This window comes from Pseudomonas sp. RIT288, from assembly GCF_000631985.1.
In the GTDB taxonomy this organism is placed as follows: domain Bacteria; phylum Pseudomonadota; class Gammaproteobacteria; order Pseudomonadales; family Pseudomonadaceae; genus Aquipseudomonas.
Map to the genome: position 1 here is coordinate 82,889 of NZ_JFYN01000011.1, position 16,143 is coordinate 99,031.

The following is a 16,143-nucleotide window of genomic DNA, read 5'->3' on the forward strand; positions in this document are numbered from 1 at the left end:
ACTTTTTACCCATGAGCTTCAGCCCTTTGATTCGCCAACTGATCGACGCCCTGCGCACGTTGCCGGGCGTGGGTCAGAAAACCGCCCAGCGCATGGCGTTGCAGTTGCTCGAACGTGACCGCAGCGGCGGCACGCGCCTGGCCCAGGCCTTGAGCCAGGCCATGGAAGGGGTTGGCCACTGCCGCCAGTGCCGCACGCTGACCGAAGACGATCTGTGCCCGCAATGCGCCGACACGCGTCGCGACGACACGCTGCTGTGCGTGGTGGAAGGGCCGATGGACGTGTACGCGGTGGAGCAAACCGGTTTCCGTGGGCGCTACTTCGTGCTCAAGGGCCACCTGTCGCCGCTCGACGGTCTGGGGCCGGAAGCCATCGGTATTCCGCAGTTGATGGCGCGCATTGAAGAGGCGGGCACCTTTACTGAAGTCATCCTCGCCACCAACCCGACGGTGGAGGGGGAGGCGACCGCGCATTACATCGCTCAGCTGCTCAACAACAAAGGCCTGATCGCCTCGCGGATTGCCCATGGCGTACCGCTGGGTGGGGAGCTGGAGTTGGTGGATGGCGGGACGCTGGCGCATTCGTTTGCCGGGCGTAAACCGATTTCCCTCTGATCAAAGCAAAAGATCGCAGCCTGCGGCAGCTCCTACAGGGACGCATTCCAAATGCAGGAGCTGCCGCAGGCTGCGATCTTTTGCTCTTTTAAACTTCTGCATCTTGAAAACCAAGCAAGCGCTCGGTTAACGTCGGCCAACCCCTCAGTGGAGTTCGCCGATGCCTGCCTTCCAGGAATACTTCGACCCCAGCCACCAAATGGTCCGCGACAGCGTCAGACGTTTCGTCGAGCGCGAGATCCTGCCGGACATCGATGCGTGGGAAGAAGCCGAAGGCTTTCCCCGTGAGCTGTACCTGAAAGCCGGGGCGGCGGGGATTCTCGGCATCGGTTATCCCGAAGCGCTGGGTGGCAGCCACGAAGGTGATGTGTTCGCCAAAGTCGCCGCCAGCGAAGAACTGATGCGCTGCGGCTCCGGTGGTCTGGTTGCGGGCCTCGGTTCGCTGGATATCGGCCTGCCACCGATCGTCAAATGGGCAAGGCCCGAGGTGCGCGAGCGTGTCGTGCCACATGTGCTCAGCGGCGAGAAGATCAGCGCGTTGGCGATTACCGAGCCCGGCGGCGGATCCGATGTCGCCAACCTGCAGACCCGCGCCGTGCGTGACGGCGAGTTCTACCGGGTCAGCGGCAGCAAAACCTTCATCACCAGCGGCGTACGTGCCGATTTCTACACCGTCGCGGTGCGCACCGGAGCGCCGGGTTTCGGCGGCATCAGCCTGTTGCTGATCGAGAAGGGCGCCCCAGGCTTCACCGTAGGCCGCCAGCTGAAGAAAATGGGCTGGTGGGCCTCGGACACCGCTGAACTGTTCTTCGACGATTGCAGGGTGCCTGTGGGCAATCTGATCGGCGGCGAGAACATGGGCTTCGCCTGCATCATGGGCAATTTCCAGAGTGAACGACTGGCGCTGGCGCTGATGGCCAACATGACCTCGCACCTGGCGCTGGAACAAGCCCTGAACTGGGCGCGCGAGCGTGAGGCGTTCGGCAAACCGATCGGCAAGTTTCAGGTGATCAAACATCGGCTGGCCGAGATGGCCACGGCGCTGGAAGTATCGCGCGAATTCACCTACCGCCAGGCGGCGAAGATGGCGGCGGGGCAGAGCGTGATCAAGGAGATTTCCATGGCCAAGAACTTTGCCACGGACACCTCGGACCGGATCACCAGCGAAGCGGTGCAGATTCTTGGCGGCCTGGGTTACATGCGCGAAAGCCTGGTCGAGCGGCTGTATCGGGATAACCGCATTCTGTCGATCGGCGGCGGGACGCGGGAGGTGATGAACGAGATCATCAGCAAGCAGATGGGGCTTTAAAAGCAAAAGAACGCAGCCTTCGGCAGCTCCTGCAGGGAAACGCACATCCCTTGTAGGTGCTGCCGAAGGCTGCGATCTCTTGATCTGTACTATTTATCCGTCAGCGCAAACTGCGTCAGACAGAAAGTAGGGATGCCCATGTCCTCAAGACGCTGCGAACCCCCCAGCTCCGGCAGATCAATGATCGCCGCCGCCTCATGCACCCGCGCACCCATGCGGCGGATCAGGTTGGCCGCGGCGATCAGCGTGCCGCCGGTGGCAATCAGGTCATCGAACATCACCACCGAGTCGCCTTCACACAGGCTGTCGGCGTGCACTTCGAGGAACGCTTCACCGTACTCGGTCGCGTAACCTTCGGCCAACACATCCGCCGGCAGTTTGCCCTGCTTGCGGAACAGTACCAGCGGTTTGTTCAACTGGTAGGCCAGCACCGAACCGATCAGGAAACCGCGCGCATCCATCGCGCCGATGTGGGTGAAGTCGGCTTCCACATAACGGTGGGCGAAGCTGTCCATCACCAGGCGCAGGGCCTTGGGCGACTGGAACAGCGGGGTGATGTCGCGAAAGATCACGCCCGGTTTCGGGAAGTCGATCACGGGGCGGATCAGGGATTTGATGTCGAAGGAGTCGAAGACCATCGTCGAGGTGTCCTTGGCAGGGCTGCAAACGGCGCAGTATACCCGCGGCTGAAACGCTTCGCTCAACCGCGGATCGAGATCAGCCCTCGAGGGAGCCGCCGGCCAGGGCGCAGAGCTGGATCGGGTCGAGGATGTGGATCTCTTTGCCCTCGGCGGCGATCAGTTCGTTCTGCTGGAAGCGGGTGAATACCCGCGACACGGTTTCCACCGCCAGGCCCAGGTAATTGCCGATTTCGTTGCGCGACATGCTCAGGCGGAACTGGTTGGCCGAGAACCCGCGAGCGCGGAAGCGGGCCGACAGGTTGACCAGGAACGTGGCGATGCGCTCGTCGGCGGTTTTTTTCGACAGCAGCAGCATCATTTGCTGGTCGTCGCGAATCTCGCGGCTCATCACCCGCATCAACTGGCGGCGCAGCTGCGGCAGTTGCAGGGCCAGTTCGTCGAGGCGTTCGAAAGGAATTTCGCAGACCGAGGTGGTTTCCAGGGCCTGAGCCGACACCGGGTGTTTTTCGGTGTCCATGCCGGACAGGCCGACCAGCTCGCTCGGCAGGTGGAAACCGGTCAGTTGTTCTTCGCCGCTGTCGCTCAGGCTGAAGGTCTTCAGGGCGCCGGAGCGTACTGCATAAACGGAATCGAAGGTGTCGCCCTGGCGGAACAGGAACTCACCCTTTTTCAACGGGCGGCCACGTTTAACGATTTCGTCCAGCGCATCCATGTCTTCCAGATTCAGAGAAAGTGGCAGGCAGAGAGGGGCCAGGCTGCAATCCTTGCAATGGGCCTGGTTGTGAGCGCGCAGTTTGACTGGCTCGGACATTTCTTAAATCCTTGTGGGAAAACACACATAAGACGTAAGGGTAACCCACGGGGGGACATTCAGGCCAGCCTATGGCGAGTTTGTCCCGCAGGCGTAAAGCCGCAGAGCAAGTGGCCGATAAAGGGGTATCACCACGCATGCAAGGAATCGCTTCGATGGCCGTCATTGACACGCTGAACCCCGGTAACAGCGGCGTTGCGTCTGTGCCGAGCACCGCCAGGACAGGGACCGACAGCGAGCAGAATGCCGCCTCTGCGCCGTTGGCAACCCCGACCTTGGTCGAAGGCGTCAAAGTGTCGCTGTCCGGCGCCTCCATCGAAAAATCCTTCAGTGTCGGTGGCGAGAACAGCGACATCGAAGACAGCGGCTTGCCCGAGAACGTCCAGCAGTTGCTGAAGATGATCCGCAAACTGCAAAAAGAGATCGCCGAGAAAAAAGCCCGGATGGCGGCGGTCATGTCCGACAGAACCCTGACCAATGAAGCCAAGGTCAATATGCTCGCCGCGCTGCACGGTGCCATCGCTGCGCTGAATACCGGGCTGATCAGCGCCAATCTGGCCCTGTCCAAAGTCATGGATCAGTCCGGTCTCACCTCCGAGCAGAACCTCAAACTCGGCTCACTGCTGACGAAGAACTAGATCACCCGCGAAAAACGCTGGCGGTTCTGCTGCTCCAGATAGGCGTCGAACACCATGCACACCGAGCGCACCAGCAGGCGTCCGGCCGGCAACACTTCGATGCGCTCGCGTTCCAGCTTGATCAGCCCATCGTTGGCCATGCCTTGCAGTTGCGGCCACAGCGCGCCGAAATAGCCCTGAAAATCGATGTTGAACGCTTGCTCGATTTCGGCGAATTCCAGGCTGAAATTGCAGATCAGTTGCTGGATCACCGCGCGGCGCAGGCGATCGTCGGCATTGCACACCAGGCCACGGCTGGTCGCCAGTTGCGCGGCGGCGAGGGTGTTCTGGTACTGGTTCAGATCGCTGTTGTTCTGACAGTAGAGATCGCCGATCTGGCTGATCGCCGACACTCCCAGACCGATCAGATCGCAATGACCGTGGGTGGTGTAGCCCTGGAAATTGCGTTGCAGGGTCTGTTCTTCCTGGGCAATCGCCAGCTCATCGTCGGGCAGTGCGAAGTGATCCATGCCGATGTAGCGGTAGCCGGCGGCGGTCAGTTGTTCGATGGTGCGCTGGAGCATCTCGAGTTTTTGCGCAGGGCTCGGCAGCTCGTGGCTGTTGATCCGCCGCTGCGGCATGAAACGCTCTGGCAGGTGTGCATAGTTGAACACCGAGAGCCGGTCCGGTTGCAGGCTGATGACTTCCTCGACGGTGCGCGCGAAGTTTTCCGGGGTCTGCTTTGGCAGACCATAGATCAGGTCGATGTTGATCGAGCGAAACTGCAGGGTGCGTGCCGCATCGATCACCGCGCGGGTTTCTTCCAGGCTCTGCAGGCGATTGACCGCCCGTTGTACCGCCGGATCAAGGTCTTGCAGGCCGATGCTGACCCGATTGAAGCCGAGTTCGCGCAGCAGGCCCATGGTCGACCAGTCGGCCTCGCGCGGGTCGATCTCGATGCCGTAGTCACCGGAATCGTCATCCAGCAGATTGAAGTGTTTGCGCAGGTGCGCCATCAACTGCCGCAGTTCGTCGTGGCTGAGGAAGGTCGGGGTGCCGCCGCCGAAGTGCAGCTGCTCGACTTTCTGCGCCGGCTCCAGGTGACAGGCGATCAACTGGATTTCCTGCTCCAGCCGTTGCAGATACGGCTGTGCGCGCCCGCGATCCTTGGTGATGACCTTGTTGCAGGCGCAGTAGTAACAAATGTTCGCGCAGAACGGCACGTGCACGTACAGCGACAAAGGGCGCAACGCCTTGCGGCTGTCGCGCAGGGCGTGGAACAGGTCGAAGGTGCCGACCTGACTGTTGAATTGCACGGCGGTCGGATACGAGGTGTAGCGCGGCCCCGCCAGGTCGTAGCGGCGGATCAGATCAGTGTCCCAACGAATGGCGTCGAGCATGCGGGCATTCCCCCGGATAGGCTGGCAGTGTGGCGAGTCTATCGGGGTGCGGCGACGGGGCTGTTGATTTGCATCAACGGCGGATTGGTAGTGACTGCTTTTGTGGCGAGGGAGCTTGCTCCCGCTGGACTGCGCAGCAGGCCCCTGGTTTTGCTGTCAAATCGGGAGGGGGCGCTTCGCACCCCAGCGGGAGCAAGCTCCCTCGCCACAGTTTCAGTGACCCATCAACCAATGTTGGTGAGGGCCGGGAAGCGTCCAGATCCCGAACACAATCACCAACAACCCCCCGGCCATGCGCACGCTGCGTTTGCGCAGCAACGCCGTCACCCGCTCGGCCGCCAGCCCTGTCGCCAGCAGCACCGGCCAGGTCCCCAGCCCGAACGCCAGCATCAACAGCGCACTGTCCAACGCATTGCCCTGGCTCGCCGACCACAGCAGCGTGCTGTAAACCAGTCCGCACGGCAGCCAGCCCCACAGCGCACCGAGTAATAACGCGCGGGGCAGTGTCGACACCGGCAGCAAGCGATTGGCCACTGGCTGAATGTAACGCCACAAACCGCGACCAAGGCTTTCGATGCGGGTCAGGCCGCTCCACCAACCGGCCAGATACAGGCCCATGGCGATCAGCAGCAACCCGGCGAGGATGCGCATGAGCATCGCCGCCGGACTGTTCGCCACCGCCCAACCGGCCAGGCCGATCAGCAAACCTGCCGTCGCGTAACTGAGGATGCGTCCGAGGTTGTACGCCAGCAGCAGACGAAAGCGTCGGCTGCGCTGCTCCTTGGGAATCGCCAGGGTCAGCGCGCCCATCAGCCCGCCGCACATGCCCAGGCAATGCCCGCCACCGAGCAGGCCGAGGATCAGTGCCGAGACCAGCAGTGGCGCCAGCTCAAGCATGGGGTGGCGCCTTGTCCTGCGGTTTGTCGGATTTGGCTTCGTCCACGGCGGCGGTGTGGTTCGGGTCCTGATCGTCGAACAGGATGCTATGGGCCGGGCCGTCGAGGTCGTCGTACTGCCCGCTGTCCACCGCCCAGAAGAAGATGTACACGGCGATGGCCACGATCAGCAGGGCGGCCGGGATCATCACGTAAAGAGCTGGCATCGGTACTCCAGGCCCGCGCGGCTCAGGCCGGCAACGGGCGGGTTTCTGAACGGGGGCCGGCGACCGGCGCGCTCGGCAGGCGAGTCAGGCGCAGGGCGTTGAGCACCACGGTCAACGAACTGATCGACATGCCGACCGCGGCCCACACCGGGGTGATCCAGCCGAGGGCGGCGAACGGCAACATGAGGCCATTGTACAGCGCCGCCCACAGCAGGTTCTCGATGATTACCCGACGGGTTCTGCGCGCCAAGGTAAAGGCTTGCACCAGCGCGTCGAGGCGGTTGGACAGCAGCACCGCATCGGCACTGGTTTTCGCCAGATCGGTGGCCGACCCCATGGCCACGCTGATATCGGCAGCGGCCAGCACCGGCACATCGTTCACGCCATCGCCGAGCATCAACACCTTGCGTCCTTCTTGATGCAACTGTTGCAGCACCTGCAATTTGTCGTCCGGGCGCAGACCGCCACGTGCCTCGTCGATGCCCAGTTCGGCGGCGACACTGGCGACCATCGGCGAGCTGTCGCCGGACAGCAGCAGTGTGCGCCAGCCACGGGCCTTGCAGGCGGCGAGCAGGGCGGGCGCATCGTCGCGCAGGCGGTCGTCGAGAACGAACCACGCCAACGCTGCCGAGTCATCGCCGAGCAGCAGCCACTGGCCCGGTTCATCCGGCATCGCGGGCAGCGGCGAACCGCTGAGGGCACAGACAAACTCCGCCTGACCGATGCGCAAGCGCTGCGTGCCGACCCGTCCTTCGAGGCCGAGTCCCGGCGTGCTGTGCACTTCGTCAGCAGCCAGTGGCGCGCGACCGAAGGCGCGGGCAATCGGGTGTTCCGAACGATTTTCGAGGGCGGCGGCAAGGCTCAGGTACTGGTCGCTGTTCAACGTGCCCAGTGGGCGGATCGAACGCAAAACCAGCCGCCCCTCGGTGAGGGTGCCGGTCTTGTCGAAGATCACCGTGTCGATCTGGTTCAGGCCTTCCAGCACATGGCCGCGCGTCAGCAACAGGCCGAGTTTGTGCAGCGTGCCAGTGGCAGCGGTCAACGCCGTCGGGGTCGCCAGCGACAGCGCGCAAGGGCAGGTCGCGACCAGCATCGCCAGGACGATCCAGAATGCCCGCGACGCATCCAGCTGCCACCACAACAGGCCGATGGCCGCCGCCGCAATCAGCGACAACAGCAGAAACCATTGCGCGGCGCGGTCGGCGATTTCTGCCAGTCGCGGCTTCTCGGCCTGGGCGCGATCGAGCAGGCGGACGATGGCCGACAGGCGCGTGTCCTGACCCAGCGCCAGTACCTCGACGGTGAGCGCGCCCTCGACGTTCAGCGTACCGGCGGTGACCGCATCGCCCAGCGTGCGCGGTTGTGGCAGGTATTCGCCGGTCAGCAGCGATTCGTCGATGCTTGACTGGCCGTCGAGGATCTTGCCATCCGCCGGCAGGATCGAACCCGGTTGCACCAGCACCCGGTCGCCCAGGCGCAGTTCGCTGAGCAGGATGCGTTCGCTCTGGCCATTGGCGTCGAGGCGCAGGCATGAGGCCGGCAACAGGTTCACAAGCTGCGCGGTGGCAGCGGCGGTGCGTTCGCGGGCACGGCGTTCCAGATAGCGCCCGGCGAGCAGGAACAGCGCAAACATCCCGACCGCATCGAAATACAGCTCGCCGACGCCGGTGATCGAGGTCCAGATCCCGGCGATGTAGGCGCTGCCGATGGCTAAAGACACCGAGACGTCCATGGTCAGGTGGCGGGTGCGCAAGTCACGCATGGCGCCTTTGAAGAACGGCGCGCAGCTGTAAAACACGATCGGTGTGGTGAGGAACAGCGCGACCCAGCGCAGGATAGTGTGCAGTTCGGGGCTGAGGTCGATGTTGAATTCCGGCCAGGTGGCCATGGTCGCCATCATCGCCTGGAACCACAGCAATCCGGCGACGCCGAGCTGGCGCAGGGCCTGACGGTTTTCACTGGCCAGTTGCTCGCTGGCGCGGTCGGCCTGATACGGATGGGCGGCGTAACCGATGTGGCGCAGCTCGGCGAGGATCTGACTCAGCGGCAACTGCCCGTCGGCCCACTGCACATGCAGGCGATGGTTGGACAGATTCAGCCGCGCCTCGGACACTGCCGGCAGGGTGCGCAAGTGTTTCTCGATCAGCCAGCCGCAGGCGGCGCAACTGATGCCTTCCATGAGCAGGGTGGTTTCGGCGAGTTCGCCCTCGTGACGGACGAAGGGTTTTTGCACGTCGGCGCGGTCGTACAGCACCAGTTCATCGGTCAATTGCACCGGCAAGGCTTCGGGGTTGGCCGAGGCTTCGCTGCGATGCTGGTAATAGCTTTCCAGGCCACCGGCAACGATGGCTTCGGCCACGGCCTGGCAGCCGGGGCAGCAGAACTCGCGGGACTCCCCGAGCACGACGGCGGTGAAGCGACTGCCCGACGGGACGGGCAGGGCGCAGTGGTAGCAGGGGAGTGGGGTGGTCATCGAATATTCGCTAATACTGCTGAATCAACACCATCCCTGTAGGAGCTGCCGCAGGCTGCGATCTTTTGATTTTGTTTTTTTAGAGCAAGATCAAAAGATCGCAGCCTGCGGCAGCTACTACAGGGTTCGGTTTACTTCTTCAGGTCTTCGGCGCCCTGCAGCGGTTCGTCACCGAGCAGCAGATCCTTGTCGTGGCTGACCTGTTCTTCTTCGAACATGCGCCACACGTGGTCGTCCTGAGTGCCCAGCAATTCGACAAAACGCCGGCCTTCGACCTTGTCGCCCAACTGGCCGATGTAACGGCCGGCTTCGGTTTCGCTGCGGGTCAGGACGATCTTGCGATCCTTCTCCGGTTGGGTCGGCGAGATCAGGTTCAGTTCCAGGGTTTTCGGCTGGCTGTCACCGCTCAGGCGCAGGTCGACTTCGCCGGTGAGCTCATCCAGATGCACGCTGGCGCGCATCTTCAGATCCTGCGCCAGCAGCTCGCGATCCAGTGAGCGGTTGATGCCTTTGCCGGCCTCGTAGTAGTTGTCGTTGACCAGGTTGTCCGGGTTGTTCACCGCAATGGTCACCATCGACAGGGTCAAGGTCACCGAACAGGCCAGAATCCCGATGATGATCCATGGCCAAAGGTGCTTGTACCAAGGGCTGGCGGCGTTTGCTGCGGGCATGTTCAGTTCTCTCAACGGGTTTGTGGGCCGATGAATCGGCTCTTGGCTTCAACGTGGACGCTGTCGTCGTCGGCGTCCTTGAGGATGAATTTCACCTCGTTGGTGCTCGACGGCAATTGTTCCGGAGCGCTCGACAGTTCCACCGGCATGCTGAAGATTTCGCCGGCCGGCACCTTGATCTCGCGTTTGCCTTGCAGGCGCAGATCCGGCAGGCCGGCGGCTTCCAGCACGTAGGTGTGGTCGCGCTGATCCTTGTTCATGATCTTCAGGCTGTAGACGTTTTCGATTCTGCCTTCGGCGTTCTCGCGGTATAGCACGCGGTCTTTACTGACGTCGAAACCGACCAGCGAACGCATGAAGAACGCTGTCACCAGCAGGCTGATCATCGCCAGCAGCACCACTGCATAGCCGATCAGGCGCGGCCGCAGTTTATGGGTTTTCTGGCCGGACAGGTTGTGTTCGGTGGTGTAGCTGATGAGGCCGCGCGGGTAGTCCATCTTGTCCATGATTGCGTCGCAGGCGTCGATGCACGCGGCGCAACCGATGCACTCGATCTGCAGACCGTCACGGATGTCGATACCGGTCGGGCACACCTGAACGCACATGGTGCAATCGATGCAATCGCCCAGACCCATGGCCTTGTAATCGACACCTTTCTTGCGCGGGCCACGGCTTTCGCCGCGACGCGGGTCGTAGGAAACGATCAGGGTGTCCTTGTCGAACATCACGCTCTGGAAACGTGCGTACGGGCACATGTAGATGCACACCTGCTCGCGCAGCCAGCCGGCGTTGCCGTAGGTGGCGAGGGTGAAGAAACCGACCCAGAAATACGACCAGCCATCGGCCTGACCAGTGAAGAACTCGAACACCAGTTCGCGGATTGGCGAGAAGTAGCCGACGAAGGTCATGCCGGTGACGAAGCCAATCAGCAGCCATAGCGAATGCTTGGCGAGCTTGCGCAGGAACTTGTTGCCGCTCATCGGCGCTTTATCGAGCTTGATGCGCTGGTTGCGGTCGCCTTCGGTGACCTTCTCGCACCACATGAAAATCCACGTCCACACGCTTTGCGGGCAGGTGTAGCCGCACCAGACGCGGCCGGCGTAAACGGTGATGAAGAACAGACCGAACGCCGCAATGATCAGCAGCCCCGACAGCAGAATGAAGTCCTGCGGCCAGAAGGTCGCACCAAAGATGAAGAACTTGCGTTCCGGCAGGTTCCACCACACCGCCTGATGCCCGCCCCAGTTCAGCCAGACCGTACCGAAATACAGCAGGAACAGCGCGGCGCCGCCGATCATCCGCAGATTGCGAAACAGGCCGGTGAAGGCACGGGTATAGATTTTTTCTCGAGAGGCGTAAAGATCGACGCTGTTGTTCGCGTTTTTGCTCGGTGGTGTGACGTCGTGTACCGGAATCTGGTTGCTCATCATTGCATCCCACGGCAGTGGACAAATGCCTCGGTCGATACGTGCCGACCGCGGTCAGAAAGGGGTGTCGCAGTGGCGCAATGATACGCCTGTCGCTCTAACTCAAGGGTGCGACCTTTGGTCGCGTTGGGGAAAAAGCATTATTGGTGTAGCGAATGCAGTAAAGCCTGATGCAGATCAATTGACTTGTTGAGTATGGACGGTTTTGGGGTGGCGGCTAATTCATTGTTCCCACGGGTTGATCAGGGCGACGCCGCTCGAACGGAAATCACTGACATTGCGCGTGACCACCGTGAGTCCATGCACCAGGGCCGTGGCAGCGATCAACGCATCGCTTTCATTGGCCTGGTCGGGCACATGCAGGCTGGCACAACGCAGTGCCACCGCGGCATCGACCGGCAGGATTCGGGCTTCGAATGCCGGCATGACGTGACGCGTCAGCCAACTGCGCAACAGCTTTCCTTGAACAGGATCACGCCGTTCCATTCGCAGTACTCCGGTTTCCAGTTCTTTCAAAGTAATGGCGGAGATGTACAGGCGTGGGGCGATGATGCCTTTGGCCCAACTGACCACATTGGCATCGGCTTGCGGCTTGCGAAGTTCGGAAATCACATTGGTGTCGAGTAAATACATCAGGACAGATCCACGGGACGATGAATGATGACTGCGCGCTCGGTTTCGAAATCGATGTCGGCAGCCTCCGGCATGACCAACAGATCGACAATGCTCGTGTTTGCGCCACTCAGTTTCTGATATTCCTCAATGCTCAACAGGACATGAGAGGCCTTGCCACGGTCGGTGATGATCACTGGACCCAGACGCGCAGCCTTTTTGGCGCTGCTGGTGTCCTGATTGAATTCACGGCTGGAGATGGTGGTGATTGCCATCATGGTTGACCTCTCGCAATACAGATGTAGCAACGTTACTACTTCGCCTTGGGGGCGGCAATCGAGGAAGACAGAACTCAGCCGTCCGTTGGTCGGTCCGTGGCTGGCATTAGTCGAGCCACCCTCGCACAAGGCGCAGGCCGGATCGGGTTGATTCAGACGTGGCTTCAAGACTCAGGGAAGCCTGCCGCCTAGTCTCTCGAGACTGTCGGTATTTCTGTGGGGGTTTGTGGTGCTCTTGGAATCGGGTTGCAACGGATTACCGAGTGTTACGGCAATGGATTTCACGGGGTTTTCCGATGATTCGATTGGCTGATCAGATTCAGTAAGAGGCTGATCAACCGGGAGACGGGTCTTGTGGTGATTCAACATGGAGGCTTCATCCTTGAAGTGGCTCCGATGCCGATCATCGGGCTGCGGAAGACCCTACAGAGCATGGTGGATCGAGTCCATCAGGCATGTGTCTCAAGGTATGAAACGCAAGGGTGTCGCCCATAAAAAAGCCCCCGCCAGAGCACTGGCGGGGGCTTTATTTTGCGTCAGGCGTTGGCCTTACCGGGTCTCGGCTTCCGGCGCTTTTTCACCGTGGGACAGGCTGTAGACGTACGCTGCCAGCAGGTGCACCTTGTCGTTGCCTTGCAGTTGTTCCTGCGCAGGCATCTGGCCCTGACGGCCGTAACGGATGGTCTGCTGCAGTTGTGCGAAGCTCGAACCGTAGATGAACGCGGCCGGGTGGGTCAGGTCAGGCGCGCCCATGGCCGGGGTGCCTTTGCCTGATGGACCGTGGCAGGCCACGCAGTTGGCGGCGAACAGTTTCTGGCCGTTGGCCGGGTCAGCCTTGGTGCCTTCCGGCAGTTTGCGGCCATCAAGTTGAGTCACCACGAAAGCTGCGACGTCGGCTACGCCTTGTTCGCCAATGACTTCGGCCCAGGCCGGCATCACTGCGTGACGGCCGCCCATGATGGTGGTCTTGATGGTTTCCGGCTCGCCGCCCCAGCGCCAGTCGGCGTCGGTCAGGTTCGGGAAGCCGTAGGCACCCTTGGCGTCGGAACCGTGGCAGACCGAGCAGTTGGAGGCGAACAGACGGCCACCCATCTTCAGCGCTTGCGGATCCTTGGCGACTTCCTCGATCGGCATCGCCGCGAACTTGGCGAAGATCGGACCGAACCTGGCGTCCGAGCGGGCCATTTCCTTTTCCCATTCGTGCACGCCGGTCCAGCCGGTCTGGCCGTTGGCGAACGCGGTCTGCTTGTCGGTATCAAGGTAGTTGTAGCCCGGCAGCAGGCCTTTCCAGTTGCCCAGGCCCGGGTACAGCACCAGATAACCGAGGGCAAACACAATGGTGCCCACGAACAGCATGAACCACCATTTCGGCAGTGGGTTGTCGTACTCCTCGATCCCGTCGAAGGAGTGGCCCACCGTCTCTTCCGTCTGCTCGCTGCGCTGGCCCTTGCGGGTCGACAGCAGCAGCCAGGTCAGGGAAAAGATCGTACCGAGACTGAGGACTGTGACGTACAGACTCCAGAATGTAGTCATTCTTTGTTACTCCTAGAAGCTTGCTCGACGTGCTTGATGGCTTCGGGATCATCCGCAAAAGGCAGCAAGGTTGCGTCTTCAAACTCCGACTTGCGCTTGGGGCTGAATACCCATAACGCCAAACCGATGAAGGCCACCATCACGACAACGGTGCCCAGGCCGCGAATCATCCCGATATCCATGAAGAATCACCGTTTGCTTTTGATGATGGTGCCCAGGCCCTGAAGGTAGGCCACCAGCGCGTCCATTTCGGTTTTGCCCTTCACGGCATCTTTTGCACCGGCGATGTCTTCGTCGGTGTAAGGGACGCCGAGCGTGCGCAACACTTCCATTTTCTTGGCCGTGTCTTTGCCGTCGAGCTTGTTTTCCACGAGGAACGGGTAAGCCGGCATTTTCGACTCAGGCACCACGTTGCGCGGGTTGTACAGGTGCGCACGCTGCCAGTCATCGGAGTAACGACCGCCCACGCGAGCCAGGTCCGGACCGGTACGTTTGGAACCCCACAGGAACGGGTGGTCCCAGACGCTTTCACCTGCGACCGAGTAGTGGCCGTAGCGTTCGGTTTCAGCGCGGAACGGACGGATCATCTGCGAGTGGCAGCCGACACAACCGTTGGCGATGTAGACGTCGCGGCCCTCCAGTTCCAGTGCCGAACGCGGCTTCATGCCCTCAACCGGCTTGTTGGTGACGTCCTGGAAGAACAGCGGAACGATCTGGGTCAGGCCGCCAATGCTGACGGCGATGACCATGAAGAAGGCCAGCAGGCCAATATTCTTCTCGACAGCTTCATGCTTCATCAGTGAGCTCCAACGACAGCGATCTGGGCGGCGGCTTCGGCTTCAGCCGGGTTCGAGGCGCGCACGGTGCGCCAGACGTTGTAAGCCATCAGGAACATGCCGCTGGCGAAGAAAGCACCGCCCAGGGCACGGACGATGTAGCCCGGGTGGCTGGCTTGCAGCGCTTCGACGAACGAGTAGGTGAGGGTGCCGTCATCGTTGATTGCACGCCACATCAGGCCCTGAGTGATGCCGTTGACCCACATCGAGGCGATGTACAGCACGGTGCCGATGGTCGCGAGCCAGAAGTGCGCGTTGATCAGGCCGACGCTGTGCATCTGCGCACGGCCGAACAGTTTCGGGATCATGTGGTAGATCGCGCCGATCGAAATCATCGCCACCCAGCCCAGCGCGCCGGCGTGTACGTGGCCGATGGTCCAGTCGGTGTAGTGCGAGAGCGAGTTGACGGTCTTGATCGCCATCATCGGACCCTCAAAGGTCGACATGCCGTAGAACGCCAGCGACACCACGAGGAAGCGCAGGATCGGGTCGGTGCGCAGCTTATGCCAGGCGCCCGACAGGGTCATCATGCCGTTGATCATGCCGCCCCAGCTTGGCGCCAGCAGGATGATCGACATCGCCATGCCCAGCGACTGTGCCCAATCCGGCAGTGCGGTGTAGTGCAGGTGGTGCGGGCCGGCCCAGATGTACAGGGTGATCAGTGCCCAGAAGTGCACGATCGACAGGCGATAGGAGTAGATCGGACGTTCGGCCTGTTTCGGCACGAAGTAGTACATCATCCCGAGGAAGCCGGTGGTCAGGAAGAAACCCACGGCGTTGTGGCCGTACCACCACTGGATCATCGCGTCGGTCGCGCCCGAGTAGGCAGAGTAGGACTTGAAGAAACTCACCGGCAAGGAGGCGTGGTTGACGATGTGCAGCATTGCGGTCACGACGATGAAGGCGCCGTAGAACCAGTTGCCGACATAGATGTGCTTGGTCTTGCGCTTGGTGATGGTGCCAAAGAACACCAGCCCGTAGGAGACCCAGACAATGGCCAGCAGAATGGCGAGCGGCCATTCCAGTTCGGCGTATTCCTTGGTGGTGGTGTAACCCAGCGGCAAGGTAATGATTGCGCCGACGATAACCGCTTGCCAGCCCCAGAAGGTGAAGGCGGCGAGGCTGTCGGAGATCAGTCGCGTCTGGCAGGTTCGCTGCACGACATAGTAGGAAGTGGCAAACAGTGCACAACCACCGAAGGCGAAAATCACCAGGTTTGTGTGCAACGGGCGCAGGCGTCCAAAGCTCGTCCACGGCAGACCGAAGTTCAACTCCGGCCAGACCAGTTGCGAGGCGATGAAGACACCGAGCCCCATGCCAAGGATCCCCCAGACCACCGTCATGATGGCGAACTGGCGGACTACCTTATAGTTATAAGCAGTCGGACTGATTGCTGTGCTCATTCTAAGGTTCCACGGTTTGGGTGTTTTATTAGGATTAAAATCGGCCGCAAGTATGCAGAGAGCAGGGGGTCATTGCAACGCGCCATGACCTGGGTCAATGCTTTCCAACGCTGATTCTGCGGCCTTTCCATACGCCGCGTAAGGTCAAAATTGGCCTCGGACAAAATGTCGCAGCGGACGAAAAAAGCGAGGGGATCAGGTCGCTTGTAACGGGGTGTGTTCAAACGCTCAGTTCGGGTGACGGACGGTAAATGGCACGACAGCCGGTATCTACCGGCGTTTGCGGCCACATCAGTCAGCCGGTTCGCAGAACACAGCAGTCAGCGTTGACCTGGAACCAGCACAAGCCAGTCCGCATCGAGCAAGCGTAGACCCGAATCCGGGGAACCGAAAGGAGAGGGTGTGACGGGGTGCGA

General features: G+C 61.3%; 17 protein-coding genes. 3 read left to right on the forward strand and 14 right to left on the reverse strand.

The genetic code is table 11. The annotated features are described in order from the left end of the window. Positions 1–11: 11 nt before the first annotated feature. Both recR and BW33_RS11485 read left to right on the forward strand, forming a co-directional pair. Positions 12–614: a recombination mediator RecR gene (gene recR / locus BW33_RS11480; RefSeq protein WP_047599078.1), complete on the forward strand. Its 603-nt coding sequence runs from the start codon at positions 12–14 to the stop codon at positions 612–614. Between the two features lie 160 nt (positions 615–774). After that, on the forward strand, positions 775–1,923 hold the full coding sequence (locus BW33_RS11485; protein ID WP_047599080.1) for an acyl-CoA dehydrogenase family protein: 1,149 nt from the start codon (positions 775–777) through the stop codon (positions 1,921–1,923). 89 nt (positions 1,924–2,012) lie between these two features. On the opposite strand, the gene BW33_RS11490 is transcribed toward BW33_RS11485, so the two are convergent. Together BW33_RS11490 and fnr are read right to left on the reverse strand one after the other, a co-directional pair. After that, positions 2,013–2,561, reverse strand: a complete 549-nt coding sequence (locus BW33_RS11490; protein ID WP_003223345.1) for an adenine phosphoribosyltransferase — start codon at positions 2,559–2,561, stop codon at positions 2,013–2,015. A gap of 79 nt (positions 2,562–2,640) precedes the next feature. Next, positions 2,641–3,375, reverse strand: a complete 735-nt coding sequence (gene fnr / locus BW33_RS11495; protein WP_003223347.1) for a fumarate/nitrate reduction transcriptional regulator Fnr — start codon at positions 3,373–3,375, stop codon at positions 2,641–2,643. Between the two features lie 155 nt (positions 3,376–3,530). Here fnr and BW33_RS11500 point away from each other — a divergent pair, with 155 nt between their 5' ends. Further along, entirely contained in the window at positions 3,531–4,013 is a 483-nt protein-coding gene (locus BW33_RS11500) for a hypothetical protein (protein ID WP_047599082.1), read from the forward strand. Here the strand turns inward: BW33_RS11500 and hemN are convergent. The 12 genes from hemN to ccoN all read right to left on the reverse strand — a co-directional run bounded on the left by hemN (position 4,010) and on the right by ccoN (position 15,727). Then, positions 4,010–5,392 carry an oxygen-independent coproporphyrinogen III oxidase gene (gene hemN / locus BW33_RS11505; protein ID WP_047599083.1) on the reverse strand — a complete coding sequence of 461 codons (1,383 nt, stop codon included), beginning with the start codon at positions 5,390–5,392 and terminating at the stop codon, positions 4,010–4,012. The genes BW33_RS11500 and hemN overlap by 4 nt on opposite strands. Positions 5,393–5,605: 213 nt before the next feature. Continuing rightward, positions 5,606–6,289: a sulfite exporter TauE/SafE family protein gene (locus tag BW33_RS11510; protein ID WP_047599084.1), complete on the reverse strand. Its 684-nt coding sequence runs from the start codon at positions 6,287–6,289 to the stop codon at positions 5,606–5,608. Further along, positions 6,282–6,494 (reverse strand): cbb3-type cytochrome oxidase assembly protein CcoS, encoded by a 213-nt coding sequence (ccoS, locus tag BW33_RS11515; RefSeq protein ID WP_025110359.1) that lies wholly within the window; start codon positions 6,492–6,494, stop codon positions 6,282–6,284. Before ccoS ends, BW33_RS11510 begins: the two co-directional genes overlap by 8 nt. A gap of 22 nt (positions 6,495–6,516) precedes the next feature. Next, on the reverse strand, positions 6,517–8,967 hold the full coding sequence (locus BW33_RS11520) for a heavy metal translocating P-type ATPase (protein ID WP_047599086.1): 2,451 nt from the start codon (positions 8,965–8,967) through the stop codon (positions 6,517–6,519). Positions 8,968–9,098: 131 nt separating this feature from the next. Next, positions 9,099–9,638, reverse strand: coding sequence for a FixH family protein (locus BW33_RS11525; protein ID WP_047599087.1), 540 nt, complete (start codon positions 9,636–9,638; stop codon positions 9,099–9,101). Positions 9,639–9,649: 11 nt separating this feature from the next. Further along, positions 9,650–11,065, reverse strand: a complete 1,416-nt coding sequence (ccoG, locus tag BW33_RS11530) for a cytochrome c oxidase accessory protein CcoG (RefSeq protein ID WP_027613255.1) — start codon at positions 11,063–11,065, stop codon at positions 9,650–9,652. Positions 11,066–11,287: 222 nt separating this feature from the next. Beyond that, positions 11,288–11,698, reverse strand: coding sequence for a type II toxin-antitoxin system VapC family toxin (locus BW33_RS11535; RefSeq protein ID WP_047599089.1), 411 nt, complete (start codon positions 11,696–11,698; stop codon positions 11,288–11,290). Then, positions 11,698–11,952 carry a type II toxin-antitoxin system Phd/YefM family antitoxin gene (locus tag BW33_RS11540; RefSeq protein ID WP_047599120.1) on the reverse strand — a complete coding sequence of 85 codons (255 nt, stop codon included), beginning with the start codon at positions 11,950–11,952 and terminating at the stop codon, positions 11,698–11,700. The genes BW33_RS11535 and BW33_RS11540 overlap by 1 nt, the downstream gene beginning before the upstream one ends. 552 nt (positions 11,953–12,504) lie before the next feature. After that, positions 12,505–13,488: a cytochrome-c oxidase, cbb3-type subunit III gene (gene ccoP / locus BW33_RS11545; RefSeq protein ID WP_047599091.1), complete on the reverse strand. Its 984-nt coding sequence runs from the start codon at positions 13,486–13,488 to the stop codon at positions 12,505–12,507. Continuing rightward, positions 13,485–13,670, reverse strand: coding sequence for a CcoQ/FixQ family Cbb3-type cytochrome c oxidase assembly chaperone (locus tag BW33_RS11550; RefSeq protein WP_003175465.1), 186 nt, complete (start codon positions 13,668–13,670; stop codon positions 13,485–13,487). The genes ccoP and BW33_RS11550 overlap by 4 nt, the downstream gene beginning before the upstream one ends. 6 nt (positions 13,671–13,676) lie before the next feature. Next, positions 13,677–14,285 carry a cytochrome-c oxidase, cbb3-type subunit II gene (gene ccoO / locus BW33_RS11555; protein WP_024164411.1) on the reverse strand — a complete coding sequence of 203 codons (609 nt, stop codon included), beginning with the start codon at positions 14,283–14,285 and terminating at the stop codon, positions 13,677–13,679. After that, complete coding sequence (ccoN, locus tag BW33_RS11560; RefSeq protein WP_047599094.1) at positions 14,285–15,727, reverse strand: cytochrome-c oxidase, cbb3-type subunit I; 1,443 nt, start codon at positions 15,725–15,727, stop codon at positions 14,285–14,287. Before ccoN ends, ccoO begins: the two co-directional genes overlap by 1 nt. Positions 15,728–16,143: the final 416 nt, after the last annotated feature.